Source organism: Rothia sp. HMSC061E04 (assembly GCF_001813685.1).
GTDB classification, from domain to species: domain Bacteria; phylum Actinomycetota; class Actinomycetes; order Actinomycetales; family Micrococcaceae; genus Rothia; species Rothia mucilaginosa.
Genome location: NZ_KV813706.1, coordinates 423,002 through 443,944, shown reverse-complemented (window position 1 = coordinate 443,944; position 20,943 = coordinate 423,002). Strand labels below are relative to the sequence as shown.

The window sequence follows — 20,943 nt, the reverse complement described above, 5'->3', positions numbered from 1 at the left end:
GAAAGGACCACCGCATGAGCTCCGACGCGCGTAAGAACGCGAACGAATCGGCATCCGGTCAGCCGGATCTGACCCGCCGTGGCTTCGTCGCAGGCGCCGCAGCCACCTGCGCTCTGGGCGTTATCGGTGCGAACCTGTTTATCCGCCAGGGCTTTGACCCCGGTGCGGTGGCGAATGCGTCCCGTCAGAAGCGTCTGCGCTCGCAGGTGCTGCCTGCTGTGCGTGGCCAGATTCTCGATATCAACGGTAACGTTATGGCGCGTACCGTGCAGCGTTATAACCTGACCGCAGATCAGAGCGCTGTGGCGACCTTCAAACGCTACAACGAGGACCGTACCCAGAAGATTGAGGTGACCCCCAACCAGCTGGTGTACGAGATGGTCGATATTCTTAAGACCGTTGACCCGGGTATTACCGATGAGTTCATCAAGTCCAAGCTGGACGGCACCTCAAAGTACTCGGTGATCAAAGCAAATATCACCCCGGAAATTTTCAATAAGATTGATGCCCTGGGTGCGCCCTTCATCTACGGTGAGGCGTTCTCTCAGCGCCTGTACCCCAACGGTAGTGTGGGCGGTTCCGTGGTCGGTAAGTACAACATTGTTGAAGAGGCAGACGGCAACGGTACGGGCGGTACGGTGTCCCGTAACTACTCCGTGGGCATTGAGCGTGTCTTTGAGAAGGAGCTTGCCGGTACCCCCGGTGAGCGCACCTACGAGATTAGCGCTGATGGCGTGCGTATCCCCGTAGCGAAGGAAGAGCAGCGCCTGGCGGTGGACGGTAAGAATATTCGCCTAACCATTAACCGTGATGTGCAGTATTTTGCGCAGCAGGTGGTGCGTGCCCGCGCCGAGGAGCTGAAAGCTGAATGGTGTACCGCCATTGTTATGGATGTGCGTGACGGCTCCATTTTGGCTCTCGCTGATTCCTCCACGATGGACCCGGGCGCGGCAACCATTGAGGACGCGGCGGACATGACCCCGCGCGCTATTTCGCAGAGCGTGGAGCCCGGTTCGACCGAGAAGATGCTAACTGCTTCGGCGCTGATTGAGCAGGGCCTGACGACTCCGACTAGTGTGTATGATGTGCCCGCGACCCTCACGATTGACGGCCAGACCTTCAAGGATGCGTTTGAGCACGGGGCGCAGCGGCGTACTTTCTCGGGCATTATTCATGACTCGATGAACACCGGTACGGTGCTGGTCGGTCAGAAGCTCAGCAAGGAAGAGCGCTACAACTGGTTGAAGAAGTACGGCGTCGGCGAGTTTACCGGCATTGAGCTGACCGGTGAGGAGCAGGGTATAATCGCTGATTGGCGTGATTGGGATGGCCGTCAGCAGTACACTGTGCTGTTCGGTCAGGGTGTTGCGCAGACTCCGCTGCAGACCGCCATGATTTTCCAGGCGCTGGGCAATAAGGGCGTTCGTCTGAAGCCGCGCATTGTGGACGCGATCATTGACGCCGACGGTACCGAACATAAGCGTGCCGTAGAGCCTGGCGAACGCATGGTCAGCGAGGAGACTGCCGCTTCCTGCCTGACTCTCATGGAGAATGTGGTGGAGCAAGGCCACGCCCGTCCGGCGAAGGTGACCGGCTACCGCGTGGGCGGTAAGACCGGTACTGCGGAAACTCCGAGTGAGAAGGGCGGCTACGACGGCAACACGACGTCCTTTATTGGTGTGGCGCCGATTGAGAACCCGCAGTTCTTGGTGGCGGTGACCATGCAGCGTCCTGAGGGTAGCGTGGGTGCGAACGGTACGACGGCTGAGTTCTCCAAGATTATGGAGAAGACCCTGCACACCTATAATGTGCCGCGTTCTACCGGTGAACCGGAGTTGATTCCGCTTTTTGCTGAGGATAGCCCCAATAAGACGAGCTAAAGGCGAGCGGGGGAGAGGTTCCCGGTAGCTGATTCGTGATGAAGAAGCCCCGGGACTGAACACCTGTCGAAGCCTAAAGCCCGTAGAATATTGAATGACCCTGTGTGCCTTGAGCGCATTGACCATACAGAGCTCACCGCTTCGGACAGCGGAGAGGAAAGAAGGACGATGGATACCGCATCTCACGCACCCGGCCAGAACCTGCTGGGCGGCGACGCTCAGACTCTGCGCCCGAATTCTGTGCGCCCGGTGAGTTTGGCGCACCTTCGCGAACATCTGCAGGGATTGGGTGCTCAGGTGAGTTCCCAGCTGGCTAGTGGCGTTCAGGGTTCTGAATCCGGTGATTCTGTTGAGGTTACCGGTATTAGCATGGACTCCCGAGGTGTTCGCCCGCAGGACCTGTACGTGGCTCTGCCCGGTGCGAAGGTGCACGGTGCGCAGTTTGCTGAGGCCGCGTTGAATCTGGGTGCTTCCGCTATTTTGACGGATGCTGCCGGTGCGCAGCTGCTGGGTGAGGCGCCGGTGCCTGTCCTGGTGACTGAGAACCTGCGCGAGTATGTCGGTCCGTTGGCTGCGCTGATTTATGGTTCGGCTTCGTTCCCCGCTACCCACCGTTACGCGGTGACCGGTACGAACGGTAAGACCACCTCCACCTATATGTTGGAGTCGGTGTTCCGCACCGGTCTGGGTGTGAAGACCGGTCTGATTGGCACTATTCAGATTCTGATTGATGGTGTGTCGGTTCCTTCGAAGATGACCACCCCGGAGTCTCCTCACGTGCATTCTCTGCTGACGATTATGGGTCAGCATCAGGTGCGTTGCGCGGCGATGGAGGTGTCGTCGCACGCGATTGATTACCACCGTGTGGACGGCGTGAAGTATGCGGTTGCTGGCTTTACGAACCTGACTCAGGATCACCTGGACCTGCACGGCACTATGGAGCACTACTTCGACTCGAAGGCTCAGCTGTTCACTCCCGAACGTGCCGAGCTGGCTGTGATTACTGCTGATGACGAGTGGGGCGAGAAGATGTTCTCTGCCGCTTGCGAGCAGATGGGTGCGCAGCAGGTTCACCGTCTGGTGACTGCTCGCGGTGCCGGTCTGGCTGAGGTGCCCGCAGAGTTTGGTGCCCGCGACTGGGCTGTGGTGAAGGTTCAGCGTGAGGGCCTGGGCCACCGCTTCCATGTGGCTAATGGCGCCGGTGAGAGCGTTGAATGCTACACCGGTCTGCCCGCTGACTTTAACGTTTCGAATGCCGCGCTGGCGGCTCTCATGGCGTACCTGGACACTGACTCCGCTGAGCGTGAGCGCCTGCTGCCCGAGCTGGCGTCCGGTTCGGCTCTGACTCCGGTGGTGCCGGGTCGTATGCAGCTGATTTCTTTGGCTCCGCACGCGATTGTGGACTTTGCCCACAACCCTGACGGCCTGACTCGTGCCCTGGAGGCGATGGATCGCCCCGGTGATGGCAAGGTCATGATTGTTTTCGGTGCGACCGGTGAGCGTGACCAGCTCAAGCGCCCGATTATGGGTGCGATTGCTGCGCAGAATGCAGATATCGTCATCGTGACTGATGATGATCCGCACGGTGAGGCACCCGCGCCGATTCGTGCCGCCGTTGAGGAGGGCGCGCAGAAGGCTGAGAACCGCCGAGCCACCAAGATTCTGAATATCGCTCCGCGTGCCGCCGCTATTGAGGCGGCAATTGCCTTGGCAGGCGAGCACGACGCCATCCTGATTGCTGGCCGCGGCCACGAAACCGAACAGGATGTTGACGGCGTGGATATCGCCCTGGACGACAGTGTTGAAACTGCTCGTGCCCTGCGCGCGCACGGTTTCGAGATTCTGCCTGATTACCAGCGCATGCTCGATGAAAGTGACTCTAAGACCGCTGAAGGTATGGTGAAGAATGATTAAGCTCAGCGCCGCCCAGATTATTGAGGCAACCGGCGGCACCGCTATCGGCCTGGAGGGCCGTGAGGAGCAGGTGTACGCAGACTTCGCCACCACCGACTCCCGCGAGGTGCAGACCGGTACCCTGTTCGTGGCGAAGCCCGGTGCGGTCACTGACGGTCACAGGTTCATCCCCATGGCGTTTGAGCGGGGCGCGACCCTGGCTCTGGTCGAGCGTGAAGTACTCGATGAGCAGGGCGTGCCCTACCCGAGCATCCAGGTGCCCGATGTGGTGCTGGCGATGGGCGATTTGGCGCGCTATTCCATTGAGCAGATGCGCGCTCAGGGCGAGCTGACCGTTATCGGCATTACCGGTTCTGCCGGTAAGACCACCACCAAGGACCTTCTTGCCGCCATTTTCACCCCGGAGGGCCCGACCGTTGCACCGGTCGGTTCCTATAACAGTGAGGTGGGCGTGCCCCTGACCGTTTTCCGTGCGGATGAGTCCACCCGCTACCTGGTCATTGAGATGGGTGCCGACCACGTGGGCAACATCGAGTACCTGGCGAATATTGCGCACCCCGATCACGGTGCAATCCTGAAGGTTGGTACCGCGCACGCTGGCGAGTTCGGCGGCGTGGACAATATTGAGCGTACTAAGGGTGAGCTGGCTGAGGGCGTTCAGCCGACCGGCTCCCTGGCTCTGAACGCTGACGATGAGCGCGTGCTGCGCATGGCGTCGCGTTCGGTTGCCCCCATTACTTACTTCGGCGTGGGTGAGAAGACCGACGCGAACGGTCAGCCCTACGAGCGTTACGTGGCGGCGCTGAATCTGCGCACCACCGATGCCGGTTGCCCCGAGTTCACTCTGCGCCTGCCTGACGGTAGCGAGTACGAGATTTCCTCGCAGCTGATTGGTGAGCACCACGTGCACAACCTGCTGGCTGCGGCGACTGTCGCCTACAACAGCGGTATTTCCGGTGAGAAGATTGCTCGCGCGCTCAACAAGGCGGCGGCAGCTTCGAAGTGGCGTATGGCTCGCACCGACCGCGCTGATGGCGTGACCGTCATTAACGACGCATACAACGCGAACCCCGAGTCGATGGCAGCGGCACTGCGCACTCTGGCGCAGCTGGGCCGCACCGTTGACCCGGCGACCGGTCAGCCGCACCGCACCTGGGCTGTTCTGGGTGCCATGCTGGAGCTCGGTGACGCCTCCGTGGAGGAGCACGACCGCATCGGTCGCCTCGTGGTGCGCATGAACATTTCCAAGCTGATTGCTGTGGGCGACGAGACGAAGCCCATCTACAATGCTGCTCATCTGGAAGGCTCCTGGGGTAATGAGGCGACCTGGGTGAAAACCCCGGAAGAGGCAGAGCAGATCCTGCGCGCCGAGGTTCACCCCGGCGATATTGTGCTCTTCAAGTCCTCGAACGGCGCGAAGCTGGGCATTCTGGGTGACCAGGTTGCTTTCGCCGAGTACACCTTCGGCGCTGAGGAAGAGCAGGCACCGACCTGGCTTTCTGCCGGTGACTTTGTTGAAACCACCGATTTGAGCGACCACCTTGCCGCTCACCTGGACGGTACCGCTAATGGCGACCGTACTTCGACCGAACAGACCACGAACGAAGGGTAGCGCTTTATGATTACCGTGCTGATTGCTGGAATCTTCGGATTCCTCATCTCCCTCACCGCGCTGCCGGTGTTCATCAAGAAGATGAAGTCTCTGAAGCTTGGCCAGCTCATCCGTGAGGAAGGCCCGGCGGCCCACCAGCACAAGGCGGGTACCCCCACCATGGCGGGTCTGATTTTCATCCCCTCGGCGATTCTCGCCTACTTCTTGACCCTTGCGGTGAGCGCCCTGTTCTTCGGTACCGCGCCGGTACCGACCGCTACCGCGTGGCTGACCATCGCCTTCACCCTGGGCATGCTCGGTGTGGGCGCGGCGGACGACATCATGAAGTTCCGCAATAAGGGCAACGAGGGTCTGACCGAGAAGCAGAAGACCATTGGTCTTCTGGGCGTGACCCTGCCCTTCGCGTACCTGGCATTCCAGTTCCCGAACGAGTCGGGTGCTCGTCCGGCGTCGACCGCCATCTCTTTCGTACGTGACCTGCCCATCGATCTGTTCGCGGCGGGCGCGGTCTTCGGCTCCATCCTGCTGGTTGGTTGGATTACCCTCATCTCCCTGTCCGGTACGAACGCGGTGAACTTCACCGATGGTCTGGACGGCCTGGCTGGCGGCATCATGATGACCATCTTCTCCGGCTACCTGACCATCAGCATCTGGCAGTACGTACACGCCTGCTCCGCCGGTGCCGGCACCGCCTGCTACGATGTGCGCGACCCCGGTTCGCTGGCTCTGATTGCCGCATCCCTGGTAGGTTCGCTGGCTGGCTTCCTCTGGTGGAACGTGTCGAAGGCACAGATCTTCATGGGCGACTCCGGTTCCCTGGCGCTCGGTGGCGCAATGGTTGCTTTCGCGCTGTTCACCCGCACCGAACTGCTTCTGCTGGTCATCGCTCTGATTCCCGTGCTGGAAGTGTTCTCTGTGATCGTGCAGAAGTTCGTGTTCAAGACCAGCCGTAAGCGTTCGGTCGCAGCGGGGGAGAAGCCCCTGCATGCGCACCGTTACTTCCGTATGACCCCCTTCCATCACCACATGGAGAAGGTCGGCGTCAACGGCAAGTACTCAATTGATAAGCGAGGCATTGCCCCCGGTACCGTCAGCAGCGGCGAAGTGAACTCCGTGTTCCGCCTCTGGGTTGTTAACGCCCTCTGCGTGCTCGTTGCCCTGGCGCTGTTCTTCGGTGACTGGTTCTCGCAGACTTCTGGAGTGATTCACTAATGTCAACTAATGAACAGCCGGATACAGCTCGCATTGAAGCGAACGCCGCCGCTATTGCGGTGAACCCGGTGTATGAGAACGAGCGCCTCGCGGAGCTGACTCACTGGGGCGCCCCCTGGGCTAACCTGCGTGTGGTCGTGGTGGGCATGGGTACCAGCGGAGACGCTGTGACCGATGTGCTCGCTCAGCTGGGTGCGAAGATTGTTGTCATCGACGGGGCAGATACCCCGGAGAAGCGTGAGCGCATCGACCTGTACGCTAACGCCTACGGCAACGTTGAGGGCCTGTTTGGTCCCGAGCACATGCGCGCACTGCCCCCGGTGGATGGTCAGGAACCCGAGCTTGTGGTAACCTCCCCGGGCCTGCGTCCCGACCACCCGGTCATGCTGGACGCGTATGAGCGTCGCATCCAGATTTGGGGCGATGTGGAGCTGGCGTGGCGCCTGAATGAGCGCAGCGACCGCCCGACCCCCAAGTGGCTGTGCCTAACCGGCACGAACGGCAAGACCACCACCGTGGGCATGGTCGATTCCATCCTGAAGGCTGCCGGTAAGAAGGCTATTCAGGTCGGTAATGTGGGCATGCCCATCGTGTACGCGATTGCCGACGATGAGCCCTACGAGTTCTTCGCGGTGGAGCTGTCGAGCTTCCAGCTGCACTGGACCTACTCGCTGTCCCCGTACGCTTCGGTGGTTCTGAACATTGCTGAGGACCACGTGGACTGGCACGGTTCGTTCGAGTGTTACAAGGCTGATAAGGCTCGCGTGTACGAGCACACTCAGGTTGCCTGCATCTTCAACACCGACCACGTGGACACCCTGCGTATGGTCGAGAACGCGGACGTCATTGAGGGCGCTCGCGCGATTGGTTTCAGCTCCACTGAGATGCCCGCCGTGTCGATGCTCGGCCTGGCTGAGGACATCATGGTGGATCGAGCCTTCCTGAAGAACCGTTACAACGAGGCGTATGAGCTGGCGGTTCTGGAGGATCTCGCTCCGGCACCCGGTAAGATGCCCGCAAAGCACACCGTGGAGAATGCTCTGGCGGCTGCGGCTCTGTGCCGTGCGGCTGATATCGACCCGAAGGCTGTGGGCGCTGGCCTGCGTTCCTTCAAGACCGGTGCACACCGCAACCAGCTGGTGGGTTACGCGAACGACATCATGTGGGTGAATGATTCGAAGGCTACGAATCCTCACGCTGCGAACGCGTCGATGAGCGGTTACCCCTCGCTGGTGTGGATTGCTGGCGGCCTGTCGAAGGGCGTTGAGTACGATGAGCTGATTGCTGCTCACGCTCAGCGTCTGAAGGCTGTGCTGATTATCGGTACTGATACTGCGGCGTTGAAGTCGGCGTTGGCTAACCACGCTCCGCAGGTTCCGACCTACAATATGACCGCCGCTGTGGCTGATTCTTCGGACGGCATTGCCGTGATGAACGCGGCCGTTGCGAAGGCTGCTGAGCTGGCGCATCCGGGCGATACCGTGCTGATGGCTCCCGCGTCTGCGTCGATGGACCAGTTCAAGAATTATGCGGTGCGCGGTGATGCGTTTGCGAACGCTGTCGCCGCCCAGCTGGCTGACTCTTAGGACGCTACCTGCAGGGGGTGTCTCGGGTGACCGGGGCGCTTTCTGCGGGTTCTTCTCGGGGGTGGGATGGTAACGGTGTCCCACCCCTGAACCTTTTTCGTGTATTCGCCACGACGGATCCGTGGCAGTTGAGGCCTATAGGAGGGCATGTGAGTACCAGCGCATCTTCGGCGCGTTCGGCTTCTTCGGCGCGTTCGACTACGAGTGGTCGTTGGGCGTCTTTGCGAGCCGGTTTGGAGGATTTCTCTGCGCCGTTCCGTGCTCGTGCCGGTAGGCTGTACCGTCGTGGTTTGAAGGCTGACCTGTGGGATGTGCCGGTGATGCTGCTGGTGACGACCCTGGGTCTGGCTATTTTTGGCTGCATTATGGTGCTGTCGGCGTCGAGCGTCACCATGATTTCGCAGGGGCAGTCGCCGTTCTCGCAGGTTTCGTCTCAGATTATGTTCTTGGTCGTGGGCGTTCTCGCGATGGCGGGTATTACGCGTATCCCTGTTGGGTATTACCACAAGAAGTCTGTGGTGTACGCGATGCTGACTATCGCATTGGTCATGCAGCTTGCTGTGGTGGTCGTTGGCGTTGAGGTGAACGGTAACCGTAACTGGTTGAAGATCCCCGGCATCGGACAGATCCAGCCGTCGGAGTTTTCGAAGCTGGCGATTATTATGTGGCTGGCGTGGGTGTACAGCCGTCACGGCGATATTTCTCGTAGTATTTGGCGCACGCTGTTCCCCTCGATTTATGGTGTGGGTGCCCTGGTGCTGCTGATTATGCTCGGTGGTGACATGGGTACCGCCATGGTGTATGGCTTCATTTTTGTGGGCATGATGTGGCTGGCGGGTGCTTCTCGCAGCTCGCTGCTGAAGATTGGCGGCGCGTTTGCGGTGTTGGCGCTGGTGGGTGTGCTCAGTAGCGCGAACCGTGTGGCTCGTATTTTCGGTATTTGGGGCTCGTGCACGAACGCTAACTGTGACCAGGCGAATTCTGGTGAGGTGGCGCTGACGACCGGTGGCTTCTTGGGTGTTGGTCTGGGCCAGTCGCGCCAGAAGTATAACTACCTGGCTGAGGCGCATAACGACTATATTTTCGCCATTATTGGTGAGGAGCTGGGTCTGCTGGGTACGCTGGCGGTTCTGCTGCTGTATGTGGGCCTGGTGTACTGCGCGGTTCGTATTATGCTGCGTACTACTGATCCGCTGGTGCGTTTGGCTACGGGCGGCATCATGATTTGGTTGACCTCTCAGGCGATTATCAATATGGGCATGGTGTCCCGTATTTTGCCGGTGATTGGTGTGCCTTTGCCGTTTGTCTCCTATGGTGGTTCGTCGCTGTTGTCCTCGTTGTTTGCGGCGGGTTTGTTGTTGGCGTTTGCGCGGCAGACTCCGTTGCGTGGCGCGACGAAACCGTCGAATATTGAGACCCAGAGCGCGCGTGAGGTTCGTCGTGAGAATGCTGAATGGCAGCGTCGTACGCCGTTGCAGGATGTGCTGAATCAGGAAGAGGCTGCTCGTGCGGCTGCTGGTGGCCACCTGTTGAAGGAACATAATCCTTTGAAGGTTGTTTTCGGTCCGGAGAGTACGTTGCGCCGTTGGTTGGGTTTTGCGCCGGATCAGCAGCGCGAGTTGTCTCGTGTGGCTCGTGAGCAGGAGCGCCAGGCCCGGGAGCAGGCTCGTCGCGAGGAGGAACAGGCTCGCCGGGAGGCGGCGCAGGCTCGAGAAGAGGCGCGTCTGGCTCGTGAGGAAGCGCGTCTGGCTCGTGAGGAAGCTGCCCGTGTGAAGGCGGAGCAGAAGGCTGAAGCTCAGAAGCAGAAGGCCTCGCAGAAACCTGCACCGCAGAAGCCTGCACCGAAGAAGGCAGCTCCGCAGAAGGCTCCCGCTCAGCCTCGTACCGGTCAGCAGACTCGTATTGCCCAGAAGAGTACTGCCTCTACTCGAGCGGCACAGGGTAAGCCTGCTCAGCCTCGTACTGCTCAGCCCCGTACCGCTCAGCAGCCTACTGCTCAGAAACCTGCTGCTCAGAAGCGAGTGCAGCAGGCTCGTGGTGCTCAGCCCCGTAGCGCACAGCACCGTCCGTCGGGTTCGCTACCTGCGGGTCTGCAGCCGCTGCATCCTGAGGATCGTCAGCGTCGTGCCCAGCGACAGGGCAATCCTCGACAGGGCAATCCTCGACAGGGCGCTCAACGTCAGGCAGCGCCGCGACAGGGCACCCAGGCAAAGGGTACTCAGGCCAAGGGCGCTCCGAAGAACAGCGCCCAGCAGGCGCAGCGTCCGGCTCAGGGCGCGGCTCGGAACTCGGATCAGCGCGGCACCCGTAAGCAAGGCTAAACCCCGCGGAACCCGCTCCGCGAAGCCTGCATATCGGGGGCTGACATTCGGGGGAACGAGCTGCGGTTCGTGCCTCTACCCGTGATGAATATGTGCTGAATATAAGATAAAGCCCTCGCTATTGAGTTGTAGCTCAATGGCGGGGGCGCTCTTTTGAACAGGTGCGATAGCGTAAAATGATGCTGTACCGATGTGTTGGGAGAAAGACCTATGACGAAGAAGGCGCCCTCTATAGTCTTCGCCGGTGGTGGCACCGCCGGTCATATTAATCCGATGCTCGCGATTGCGCGTGCGGTTCGTGATCTTGAGCCGAACGCTAAGATTCTGATGCTGGGCACTGCGGATAAGATGGAAGCCGAGCTGGTTCCGGCAGCTGGTTTCGATATTGAGTTCATCCCTCGTGCGGCGTTCCCTCGTAGCATTAACCGTGCCGCTTTGGCTTTCCCCGCTAAGTTCTTTGGTGGCCTGTCGAAGACCCGCCGCATCCTCAAAGAAGCAGATGCAGACGTAGTTGTTGGCGTGGGCGGCTACGTGTGCCCGCCGGCGTATCTGTCGGCGTTGAGCGCTAAGATTCCCGTGGTGATTCATGAGGCGAACGCGAGGCCCGGTTTGGCAAACCGTCTGGGCGGTACGTTCGCGAAGTTCACCGGTGTGGCGTTCCCTAATACTCCTTTCCCGCGCGCGACCCTGGTGGGCATGCCGATGAAGGATGAGATTGCCTACCTGAACCGTGAGGCGCACCGTTCGAAGGCTCGCCGTAACCTGGGCCTGGACCCGCAGAAGCCGACCGTGATTGTGACCGGTGGTTCGCTGGGTGCGCAGAGCCTGAATAATGCGGTGGCGGCGTGCCGTGACCACTTTGCGGAGTGGGACTTCCAGATTTTGCATATTACCGGCAAGGGTAAGGCTGTTCTGGATGAGAACGGCGAGTTGTTGAGCGCCCCGAATTACCGTCAGATTGAGTTCAGCAACGGAATGCAGGATGTGTATGCTGCCGCTGATCTTCTGCTGGTGCGTTCGGGCGCGGCGACCGTCAGTGAGGTTGCCGCTGTGGGTGTTCCCGCGATTTTTGTGCCGCTTCCTATTGGTAATGGTGAACAGGCTCTGAACGCTCGTTCTCTGGTGGAGGCGTCTGCGGCTCTGCTGGTGAAGGATGCAGAGGTCACCGGTGAGTGGTTCGCCCGTGAGATTCCGGCTCTTATGGCGAACCCGGAGGAGCTGGAGCGCATGGGCGCTGCGGCGTATGAACTTGGTATCCGTGACGCGGCACGCGTTATGGCTGAAGCAGTATTGAAGGCAGCTGAGAAGTAATGACTGAATTGATGAATCTTGAGATGGTGTTGCCGGCACCGCTGAACCCGCCGTTCCCCGAGCGTGCGAAGATGAGCGAGTTGGGCCGTGTGCACTTCATCGGTATTGGTGGCGCTGGTATGAGTGCTATTGCCGCTCTGATGCTGCAGGCTGGTGTGACGGTGAGCGGTTCTGATCGTGCAGAGTCGGCTACTGTTGAGTCTTTGCGTGCTGCGGGTGCTCGTGTGGGTGTTCCTCAGCAGGCTGAGAACATTGTGGACGTTGATACCGTGGTGATTTCTACTGCGATTCGTGAGGATAACCCGGAGCTTGTTGCCGCTCGTGCGCAGGGTCTGCGTGTGCTGCATCGTTCTGAGGCGCTTGCCGCTGTGATGGGTGAGTCTCAGGTGGTTGCTGTTGCCGGTACTCACGGTAAGAGCACGACCAGCTCCATGATTTCTGTGATGTTTGATCAGCTGGGTGCGCAGCCGTCGTTCGCGGTGGGTACTGTGATTGCTGGTCGCGGCACGAACGCTCACCTGGGTGCTCAGGGCCCGGAGTCGATTTTTGTGGCTGAGGCTGATGAGTCGGACGGCTCGTTTGTGCGTTACCGCCCGGCTATTGCTGTGGTGACGAATGTTGAGCCGGATCACCTGGATTTCTATGAGACGGATGAGCGTGTCTTTGAGGCGTTCAACCGTTTTGTGGGTTCGCTGGCACCTAACGGTGTTGTGGTGACCTGCGCTGATGATGCGGGCGCGGCTGATTTGGCGGCTCGTTCTCGTGCGGCGGGTGTGCCCGTGGTGACTTACGGCGAGTCTGAGGGCGCTGACCTGCACATTAGTGAGATTACCAGCGCTGGTTCTTCCTCGTCGTCGCACCTGTCGTGGTCTTTTGAGTGCCGCGGTGTGCGTTATGAGGGTGAGCAGGATCTTGCGCTGAAGGTGCCCGGTATTCATAACCAGCTGAACGCTTCGGCTGCTTTTGCCTCGGCGTTGATTTCTGGTTACGAGGCTGCTGATATTGCTCGTGCTCTGGCTGAGTTTGTGGGCGCTGACCGCCGCTTCACCCTGCGTGGTGAGGTTGCGGGCGTGAAGGTCTTTGATGACTATGCACACCACCCGACCGAGGTGTTCCGTGCCCTGGAGACGGGCCGTACCGTGGCTGATGGCCACAACTTGTACGTGATTTTCCAGCCGCACCTGTTCTCTCGTACTCGCGAGTTTGCAAAGGAGTTCGCGCAGGCCCTGTCGATGGCTGACCGTGCTCATGTGCTGGATATTTACCCGGCTCGTGAGCTGCCGATTGAGGGTGTGACCAGTGAGCTGATTACCGGTGCTGGTTTCTCTGAGGTTCGTTACGCTACCGCTGAGGACGCTATTGAGGATATTGTGACCTGCGCTCAGGATGGCGATATTGTGATGACCGTTGGCGCTGGCGATGTGACCGCTTTGGGTGCGCGTCTGCTGGAGTCCCTGGAAATCCGTTACGGTGGCGAGTCGAAGAAGTCGGAGGCTTAGGCTGTGCCGATGAGTTCTGGTCTCTCTTCGGAGGGGCATTCCTCCTCGCGCGCACCGAAGGCTCCGCGTTCGCGTGCTCGTTTGCGCGCCCAGCAGGTAGCTGAGAATGTGCAGGTTGAGGCTAAGAAATCTAAGCCTGTGCAGGCTGAATCTGCGCAGTCTCAGTCCGCGCAGTCTCAGACAGTGAAGGTTTCGGTAACAAAGGCTGAAGCCCCTCATGCTGAAGCCCAGCCGACTGGTGCTACGCAGACTAATGCCGTTAAGCCTGCTGTGTCTGCAACCTCCGAGGTTTCTGCCCAGCCTTCTGGCGCGCAGTCTGCCGCTAATCAGCCTTCCGCTACTCAGTCTTCGAGCTCCGTGCGACACATGCCGCGTAAGCCGGTGGTGCATAAGTCGCATAGCCAGAACGGTGCTGATTCTTCGGCTTCCAAGAGCGCTGCGGCGGTTCATTCTTCGGCACAGTCTTTGAAGGATTCGGTGCGTTCTGCGCTGATGACCGGTCGTACCGTGTCTGAGGTTGAGCACGCGCCTGAGCTGTTTGATGTTGAAGCGTATGAGGATTCCTCGTCGAAGACTTCATCCGCCAAGGGTGCCTCTGCTCAGAGCAGCTCTGCTCAGACTGCATCCTCGCAGCCGGTGAAGAGTGCAGGTAAAGGCAGCGATAAGGAAGCTGGCAAGAAGTCGGCGTCCACCGCTGATAAGGCATCTGCCGATTCTGCTGAATCTCGCGAAGAGTCTGCCGCTCAGAAGGCTAAAGAAAACGCCGAAGAAAGCGCTGATAAGGCGGGGGAGAAGGCTGTTGAAGAGCCTCGCCCCGCGAGCCGTTTTGGTCGTTGGCGTGCCGAGCGTGAGCAGCAGCGTGCCGCGGAGATTGAGAAGGAGCGCGAGCGTGCGAGCCGTCAGGCTCACCGTGAGCGTCTGCGTCAGGATCCGGGCCTGGACGGCCTGCGTGCTGAGGAACGCCCCCGTAAGGAGCGTGCGCCTCTGACTCGTGCCCGTAAGCTGCTGTACACCGCCTCGGTGCTGGCTATTATTGCGGTGCTGTACGTGGTGCTGGTCTTCTTCTCGCCCCTGTTGGCGACTCAGAAGATTACGGTGCGCGGCGCATCCCTGCTGGAAACTACTCAGGTGGAGCAGAAGCTGGAGCCTCTGCGCGGTGTTCCGCTCACTCGCATCGACGAGAAGAAGGTGCGTGAGCTGATTGGGCAGGATAATGTGATTCGTAGCGTGCAGGTGGAGAGCCGTCCGCCGCATGAGCTGGTGGTGACTCTGAAGGAGCGTACCGCGGTTGCGGTTGTGAAGCAGGGCGATACGTACCATACTGTTGATAGCGATGGTGTGAGCCTTCTGGAGTCGGCAACTCAGCCCGATACGTCGGTGCCGCTGGTTCGTTTCAGCGGTGATGACCCGCAGACTTCGGCTGAGTTCCGCACTATTTCTACCGCGCTTTCGGCAATGCCCTCTGAACTTCTAGCTCAGGTTAAGGAAGCCGGCGCTACGTCAACCTCAAGTATCACTCTAACCTTGAGGGATAATACTACGGTGCAGTGGGGAACCGCTGAAGAGAGCGAGTTGAAGGCGAAGGTCCTGCTCTCCCTGCGCCAGGCTATTGCCAAACGTGCTCAGGAGGAGAAATCTTCCGAGGCACAGACGCAGAAGGTGACCGTCTATGACGTGTCTGCCCCGCGCGTACCGGTGACCCGTTAGGGGAACCATTCAGGCGCTTTATCCTCCCTTTTTGTGTGAAATCCGCAAAAAGAGGGGGTAATTGCGCTGTGTGACTAGGAACCGACAAAAACAGTTTGGTATCCTAGCAGATAAAGTCATTCTTTAGAGGAAACCTTCAGGCTTAGATTAAGCTGCGGGTCTTCCGAAGCTGGAACACGGAACAATCGAGGAATACATGGACGCTGGAACTCCCCAGAACTACTTGGCAGTCATCAAGGTCGTTGGTATCGGCGGCGGTGGCGTCAACGCAGTCAACCGCATGATTGAGGTTGGTCTGCGCGGCGTTGAGTTCATTGCTATCAACACTGACGCTCAGGCTCTGCTGATGTCCGATGCAGACGTTAAGCTGGACGTTGGTCGTGAGCTGACCCGCGGTCTTGGCGCGGGCGCAAACCCCGAGGTTGGCCGTCAGGCAGCCGAGGATCACGCGCAGGAAATTGAGGAAGTCCTCAAGGGCGCAGACATGGTCTTTGTGACCGCAGGTGAGGGCGGTGGCACCGGTACCGGTGGCGCACCTGTCGTGGCACGTATTGCCCGCTCCCTCGGTGCTCTGACCATTGGTGTGGTGACCCGCCCCTTCACCTTCGAAGGCCGTCGCCGCTCCAACCAGGCTGAGACCGGTATCGCTGCTCTGCGCGATGAGGTTGATACCCTGATCGTTATTCCGAACGACCGACTGCTGTCGATTTCGGATCGTAACGTCTCCATGCTGGACGCATTCAAGTCCGCTGACCAGGTTCTGCTCTCCGGTGTGCAGGGCATTACTGACCTGATCACCACCCCCGGCCTGATCAACCTTGACTTCGCTGACGTTAAGTCCGTCATGCAGGGTGCAGGTTCGGCTCTGATGGGTATCGGCTCGGCATCCGGTGAGGACCGTGCCGTGAAGGCAGCTGAGCTGGCTATCGCTTCGCCGCTGCTGGAAGCATCCATCGACGGTGCACACGGCGTTCTGCTGTCCATTCAGGGTGGCTCCGACCTGGGTCTGTTCGAGATCAACGAGGCTGCACGCCTGGTTCAGGAAGTTGCTCACCCCGACGCAAACATCATCTTCGGTGCGGTTATTGATGACGCACTGGGCGATGAGGCTCGCGTGACCGTGATTGCTGCTGGCTTTGACGCAGTGAACCCGGAGACCAACTCCAACGCTTCTACTGCTGCGGCTACTCAGGCTCAGCGCACCCAGGCATCCTTCGGCGGTTCCACCGCTGCGGCTGCTCCGGCTGCTAACGGCTACGGCTACAACGCACCCGCTGCTGCTCCGGCTTCCACCGGCGCTGCTGGCTTCGACGTTGACCTTCCCCCGGTTGTGGAGGAAGCTCCGGCTCGCCGCGACACCCTGGACGTCCCTGACTTCCTGAAGTAGTCTGCCCGGCTGTGAACGCATAGGCGTTGCACGGCTGAGAGTCTTATGAAGCTATAGGGGAGCTGAGAAACACGCACATTGTGCTGTTCTCGGCTCCCCTTTGCTATACCCGCCGTTATACCCGCTGACATCTGATGAAGGAATAGAAGATGAGCGATAACCCCAAAACTTCGCTGCTTGCCTCTGCCGCTACCCGCACCCTGGGTCCCTGGCGTGTGCGGGTGGGTTTCACCTCCCGCGCGGCGGGCAACCTGGGCCTGCATGTGGATGATGAGCTCGGCGGCGGTATGGATGCCTCCCTGGTGCGCACCCTCAACCACCGTGCCGCGCTGGAGGAAGCGCTGGGTACCGAGCCGTTCTTCTACCTGAACCAGGTGCACGGCGTGCAGATTGCCTACCCGGAAGATTATGAAGTGGAATCCTGCGCACCCGGTGCCCCGCAGGAGCGTACGGTTGAGCGTGCCCGCGCGGTGCTGGAGAACTCCCCGGTCGCCGATGCGGCGATTAGCAGTGAGGGCGTGCCCCTGGCGATTATGGTTGCCGATTGCATCCCCGTGGTGCTGGTGGGTGAGCGGGTCGCGAACTGGCAACCGATCCTGGCGGTGGCTCACGCTGGCCGCCGCGGCCTGCTTGACGGCGTGCTCCAGCAGACCGTGCAGCGGATGCGTCAGCTCGGCGCGGAGAAAATTACCGCCTGGCTGGGTCCGAGCATTTGCGGTAGCTGCTACGAGGTGCCCGAGGCGATGCGCATCGAGTCCACCGAACTGATTCCGCAGGTGCATTCGGTGACCAGCCAGCAGACCCCCGGCCTGGACCTGCCCGCCGGTGCCCGCGCCGTGCTCGAGGAGGCGGGCGTGCAGGTGAGCATGGACTGTGCGCAGTGCACGTTTGAGGAGCCCGAGGTGTATTCGCATCGCGGGTTCACGAACCGCGGTGAGAAGCCGGGCCGTATCGCGGGTCTGGTGTGGATCGAGAAGGCGGCAGAGCCTGCCGCCTAGAGCTGCTAAAGATAGAATCCGCTGAAGGAGAGAAGATGTCTGAAATGAACGTAGAAGAGAACCTGCAGTACACTCCCGAACGTGCCGAGCAGCTGCTGCAGAACTACCGCCGAGTGCTTGAGCGTATCCGCGCCGCGGAGCAGGACCACAGCGCAGTGCGTACCGAGGCGAGCGCCCCGGTGCAGCTGGTGACGGTCACGAAGTTCTTCCCCGCCTCCGACGCGGCGGCGCTGCTGGATGGGGGAGTGACTCTCTTCGGTGAGAACCGCGACCAGGAGGCGAGCGCGAAGGCTCGTGAGCTCGCCGCATACTGTGCCCAGCGTGAGGTGCAGCCCCCGCACTGGGCGTTTATTGGCCAGTTGCAGACGAACAAGGCGAAGTCTGTGGTCAAGTATGCCTCCAGCGTGCATTCGGTGGACCGCCCCTCCCTGGCAGACGCGCTGGCGAAGGCGTACGCAAACCAGCTGGCACGCTTTGAAGCGGGGGAGGCGCCCGCACCCGCGGCGGCGGAGCAGGGCGCGCTGACCTGCCTGGTGCAGGTGTCCCTGGCGGAGGTCGCGACGGCTGGCCACGCCGCTGAGGGCGCGCGCGGTGGTACGAGCGCCTCCGAGCTGCTGGAGCTGGTGGAACGCATCGAGAACCACGAGCATCTGCGTTGTGGCGGTGTGATGGCGGTGGCGCCGCTGGGCATGAACCCGGATGCGGCGTTTGAGAAGCTCTACGGTTTGGCGTCGCTGGTGCGTGAGCAGGTGCCGCACGCGACCGAGATTTCTGCCGGTATGAGCGGGGATTTGGAGGCGGCGGTGCGTTGGGGTTCGACCTGCGTACGCGTGGGTAGCGACATCATGGGTAAGCGCCCGGCGCTTTAGCCTCGCCTAAGCTACGTGCCGTGCGTTGCCCTTTCGAGCCCTGGGCTATTTTTCGAGCGCTGGGCTGCTTTCGGTGCAGACCTGCGGCATAATCATCGGTGCCCTTGACCGCCTGCGCGGGGTGGGCGCTGGTAATATATACATGCCGGTGCATGGCGTACCGTCACGCACTCACCTTCTGACGAAGCACCACGGCAGACCCTGTACATCACAAGCAAAGAACAGCGAGAGAATCATGGCGAAGCAAAGCCGTCTGGCGGGTTTCCTCGGCCTGGAACGATACCAGGACGCCGAGGCGACGCCGGAAGAATCCCCGCAGGCTGTGCAGGCTGACACCCGCAAGGAGGCGAATGCCTCCGCAAGGCAGGCTGCTACAGCACAGAAGACCGACAGCGCCAACAGGCTCTCAGCACTGCCCGGCTCGGCACAGTACAGCGTCGCCGAGTCGCAGAGCGAAACCTACCACCCGCAGGACGAACCCGCCTATACTGAACAGGAAGAGTACCTGCAGGCTGATAGCTACGATGACGGTACAGAAACCGAGTATCTGGACGCAGAAGAATCTGCCGACGGACGAGCAACCGTAGATGCAGCGGCATACGCCACCGCTCATACACCTGAAACCACAGCTGATCTGGCAGAAACCGAGCAGACTTGGGACGACGTCAGCGCAGACAATTGGGAGGAAACCCCGGTGCCGAATACCGAATATACCGAGCAGTACGCCGAGACGTACTCCAACGACGGCTACTACGACCAGGGCTACGAGCCCGAAGAAACCAACGGATACACCTACGGTTACGAGGAAGAAGAGGACGAATTGCGTCGCATCACCACTATCCACCCCCGCTCCTACAATGACGCAAAGATCATTGGTGAGGCATTCCGCGAGAACATCCCCGTGATTATGAACGTGGAAGAAATGCCTGACGCAGACGCAAAGCGCCTGGTGGACTTCGCATCCGGTCTGGCATTCGCACTGGAAGGCCGCATTGAGCGCGTCACCGCTAAGGTGTTCCTGCTGACCCCCTCCAACCTGGAGGTTCTGGGTGTGGCTAACTCCGAGGTTCCCGCCGGCTTTGAGACCGACGGCGAATTCCCCTTCGACCAGGGCTAAGGACTGATAGATGGGTTATATTTTCGCCCTCATTACGATTGTCGTCTACGTTCTCTACATTGCGATGTTGCTGCGCATGCTCTTTGACTGGGTGCGCATGTTCGCTCCGGAGTGGCGACCCAAGGGCATTGTGTTGCTCTTCGCCAGCGGCGTGTATGCGGTGACTGACTGGCCGATGAACCAGCTGCGCCGCCTGATCCCGCCGGTTCGTGTGGGTAACGTTGCGTTGGACACCGGCTTCCTGATTCTGATTGTTCTGTTGTCTTTGCTGCTGAGCATCATGATGCGGATGACCGCGACCTTCTCGTAAGCGCGTACTCCGCTAAGAGACGACAGCTGACGAGCACAAACGATAGACCCCCGCCTGCTTGACCCGTTCACGGGTTGAGTACAGAGCGGGGGTTTTCTGTACCTGTGTTCTGTACCTGTGTTCAGTACCTGTGTTCTATCTGGGGAGCGTCAAAATGCCGTCTCGAAAACCTTCTCAAAATGCACCGCAGGGCAGAAAATACAAGGGCGATAGCGGGGACTAGGGCGGATATTAGACGTGGTGAATCCCACCCTAGCGCAGAGCGAATATTTTACGATTCAACCGACGTATAACCGGGCACAGAAACCAAAGAATAGTAGAATTGGTGCCAACGACTGCATCGCGGCATGACCATGCCCTGAATCATCGGGACCCTGAAATATTGGGGCCACGCCCTATCTGGCTGGTGAATCCGCGGCACTCAACATCACCACCAAACCCCGTAGGGATACCCAGAGGAGAAGCCCATGGCAATCACCCCCGAAGACCTGATCACTAAGAGCTTCAAAATCGTAACCGAAGAGTCCGGTTACGACCGCAACGAGGTCGATGACTTCCTGGACGAGCTTGTTGTCGAACTGCGCGCACTCTACTCCGAGCGTGACGCCCTGGAACGTCAGGTTGAGCAGCTCTCTGCAAACGCACCCGATTCTCCGGCAGCGGCTGTAGCACCCGCACAGTCCTCGGCGGCATCGGCTGCACCTCAGGACGCGGCGGCGCTACTCGCCATGGCACAGAAGGTTCACGACGACTACGTGGCACAGGGCGAGAAGGCTAAGGCTGAACTGCTCGAAGAGGCAGAGAGGAAGGCAGACGCTATGGTGAGCGAAGCTCAGCAGCAGCGCGAAGAGGTTCTCTCTCGCCTCACCGACGAGAAGGAAGAGCTGGAGATCGCTGTTGAGGCTCTGCGTGGCTTCGAGAGCCGCTACCGCTCCAAGCTGCTGCAGCACCTGGACGCACAGGTTCAGGAGCTGAAAAACCTCAAGTCCATCGAGGCTTCCGCATAAATCAGTGTGCCTAAATAAGCTAACGACGCTTTGAAGCGTATGCCGCCCGGATTCTTTCTCTTCCACCGCTATTCACCGGGGAAGATCGAAAGAACCGGGCGGTATTCTCATGCCCGCCCGGCACGGCCTAAAAACCCAGCGTGCGAAGCGGGGGAGAGTAACCGCCACATCACCCCCGAATACTCGATGCGCTACCCCGATTTGCTAAGCTAG

At 60.0% G+C, this 20,943-nt stretch carries 14 protein-coding genes and 1 pseudogene; all 15 read left to right on the top strand.

The genetic code is table 11. The features are described 5' to 3' along the window. The first annotated feature begins 14 nt into the window (after positions 1–14). Positions 15–1,880 carry a peptidoglycan D,D-transpeptidase FtsI family protein gene (locus tag HMPREF2927_RS08575; protein ID WP_070543344.1) on the top strand — a complete coding sequence of 622 codons (1,866 nt, stop codon included), beginning with the start codon at positions 15–17 and terminating at the stop codon, positions 1,878–1,880. 168 nt (positions 1,881–2,048) lie between these two features. After that, the gene (locus HMPREF2927_RS08570) at positions 2,049–3,794 is read left to right on the top strand and encodes a Mur ligase family protein (RefSeq protein ID WP_070687148.1); all 1,746 of its coding nucleotides are present in this window, start codon (positions 2,049–2,051) and stop codon (positions 3,792–3,794) included. Continuing rightward, entirely contained in the window at positions 3,787–5,406 is a 1,620-nt protein-coding gene (gene murF, locus HMPREF2927_RS08565; protein ID WP_070687146.1) for a UDP-N-acetylmuramoyl-tripeptide--D-alanyl-D-alanine ligase, read from the top strand. Before HMPREF2927_RS08570 ends, murF begins: the two co-directional genes overlap by 8 nt. A gap of 6 nt (positions 5,407–5,412) precedes the next feature. Further along, complete coding sequence (gene mraY, locus HMPREF2927_RS08560) at positions 5,413–6,618, top strand: phospho-N-acetylmuramoyl-pentapeptide-transferase (RefSeq protein WP_070687144.1); 1,206 nt, start codon at positions 5,413–5,415, stop codon at positions 6,616–6,618. Then, the gene (gene murD, locus HMPREF2927_RS08555; RefSeq protein WP_070687142.1) at positions 6,618–8,204 is read left to right on the top strand and encodes a UDP-N-acetylmuramoyl-L-alanine--D-glutamate ligase; all 1,587 of its coding nucleotides are present in this window, start codon (positions 6,618–6,620) and stop codon (positions 8,202–8,204) included. The genes mraY and murD overlap by 1 nt, the downstream gene beginning before the upstream one ends. Before the next feature lie 149 nt (positions 8,205–8,353). Continuing rightward, a complete protein-coding gene (locus HMPREF2927_RS08550; protein WP_070687140.1) occupies positions 8,354–10,525 on the top strand; it encodes an FtsW/RodA/SpoVE family cell cycle protein in 2,172 nt (723 codons plus the stop codon). Positions 10,526–10,735: 210 nt separating this feature from the next. Then, positions 10,736–11,836, top strand: a complete 1,101-nt coding sequence (gene murG / locus HMPREF2927_RS08545) for an undecaprenyldiphospho-muramoylpentapeptide beta-N-acetylglucosaminyltransferase (RefSeq protein WP_070687138.1) — start codon at positions 10,736–10,738, stop codon at positions 11,834–11,836. Continuing rightward, positions 11,836–13,335: a UDP-N-acetylmuramate--L-alanine ligase gene (murC, locus tag HMPREF2927_RS08540; RefSeq protein WP_070687136.1), complete on the top strand. Its 1,500-nt coding sequence runs from the start codon at positions 11,836–11,838 to the stop codon at positions 13,333–13,335. The genes murG and murC overlap by 1 nt, the downstream gene beginning before the upstream one ends. A gap of 9 nt (positions 13,336–13,344) precedes the next feature. Further along, on the top strand, positions 13,345–15,042 hold the full coding sequence (locus tag HMPREF2927_RS08535; protein ID WP_083311245.1) for a cell division protein FtsQ/DivIB: 1,698 nt from the start codon (positions 13,345–13,347) through the stop codon (positions 15,040–15,042). Between the two features lie 196 nt (positions 15,043–15,238). Then, positions 15,239–16,429, top strand: coding sequence for a cell division protein FtsZ (gene ftsZ, locus HMPREF2927_RS08530; RefSeq protein WP_005507755.1), 1,191 nt, complete (start codon positions 15,239–15,241; stop codon positions 16,427–16,429). 149 nt (positions 16,430–16,578) lie between these two features. Then, positions 16,579–17,427, top strand: coding sequence for a purine nucleoside phosphorylase YfiH/LACC1 family protein (locus HMPREF2927_RS08525; RefSeq protein ID WP_070687132.1), 849 nt, complete (start codon positions 16,579–16,581; stop codon positions 17,425–17,427). 35 nt (positions 17,428–17,462) lie between these two features. Then, on the top strand, positions 17,463–18,296 hold the full coding sequence (locus HMPREF2927_RS08520; RefSeq protein ID WP_070687130.1) for a YggS family pyridoxal phosphate-dependent enzyme: 834 nt from the start codon (positions 17,463–17,465) through the stop codon (positions 18,294–18,296). Positions 18,297–19,101: 805 nt separating this feature from the next. Continuing rightward, positions 19,102–19,413, top strand: a pseudogene (locus tag HMPREF2927_RS09335) (cell division protein SepF); the annotation flags it as partial. Between the two features lie 10 nt (positions 19,414–19,423). Further along, positions 19,424–19,723 (top strand): YggT family protein, encoded by a 300-nt coding sequence (locus tag HMPREF2927_RS08510; protein WP_049340717.1) that lies wholly within the window; start codon positions 19,424–19,426, stop codon positions 19,721–19,723. Between the two features lie 467 nt (positions 19,724–20,190). Beyond that, positions 20,191–20,730 carry a DivIVA domain-containing protein gene (locus HMPREF2927_RS08505; protein WP_049345219.1) on the top strand — a complete coding sequence of 180 codons (540 nt, stop codon included), beginning with the start codon at positions 20,191–20,193 and terminating at the stop codon, positions 20,728–20,730. The last annotated feature ends 213 nt before the right edge of the window (positions 20,731–20,943 follow it).

Excerpts from the sequence above, each read along its gene's own strand:
- HMPREF2927_RS08575 (WP_070543344.1), top strand. The coding sequence starts at position 15 with ATGAGCTCCGACGCGCGTAAGAACGCGAACGAATCGGCATCCGGTCAG.
- HMPREF2927_RS08505 (WP_049345219.1), top strand. The coding sequence starts at position 20,191 with ATGGCAATCACCCCCGAAGACCTGATCACTAAGAGCTTCAAAATCGTA.
- HMPREF2927_RS08510 (WP_049340717.1), top strand. The coding sequence starts at position 19,424 with ATGGGTTATATTTTCGCCCTCATTACGATTGTCGTCTACGTTCTCTAC.
- mraY (WP_070687144.1), top strand. The coding sequence starts at position 5,413 with ATGATTACCGTGCTGATTGCTGGAATCTTCGGATTCCTCATCTCCCTC.
- HMPREF2927_RS08525 (WP_070687132.1), top strand. The coding sequence starts at position 16,579 with ATGAGCGATAACCCCAAAACTTCGCTGCTTGCCTCTGCCGCTACCCGC.
- ftsZ (WP_005507755.1), top strand. The coding sequence starts at position 15,239 with ATGGACGCTGGAACTCCCCAGAACTACTTGGCAGTCATCAAGGTCGTT.
- HMPREF2927_RS08570 (WP_070687148.1), top strand. The coding sequence starts at position 2,049 with ATGGATACCGCATCTCACGCACCCGGCCAGAACCTGCTGGGCGGCGAC.
- murG (WP_070687138.1), top strand. The coding sequence starts at position 10,736 with ATGACGAAGAAGGCGCCCTCTATAGTCTTCGCCGGTGGTGGCACCGCC.
- HMPREF2927_RS08520 (WP_070687130.1), top strand. The coding sequence starts at position 17,463 with ATGTCTGAAATGAACGTAGAAGAGAACCTGCAGTACACTCCCGAACGT.
- HMPREF2927_RS08535 (WP_083311245.1), top strand. The coding sequence starts at position 13,345 with ATGAGTTCTGGTCTCTCTTCGGAGGGGCATTCCTCCTCGCGCGCACCG.
- murF (WP_070687146.1), top strand. The coding sequence starts at position 3,787 with ATGATTAAGCTCAGCGCCGCCCAGATTATTGAGGCAACCGGCGGCACC.
- murD (WP_070687142.1), top strand. The coding sequence starts at position 6,618 with ATGTCAACTAATGAACAGCCGGATACAGCTCGCATTGAAGCGAACGCC.
- murC (WP_070687136.1), top strand. The coding sequence starts at position 11,836 with ATGACTGAATTGATGAATCTTGAGATGGTGTTGCCGGCACCGCTGAAC.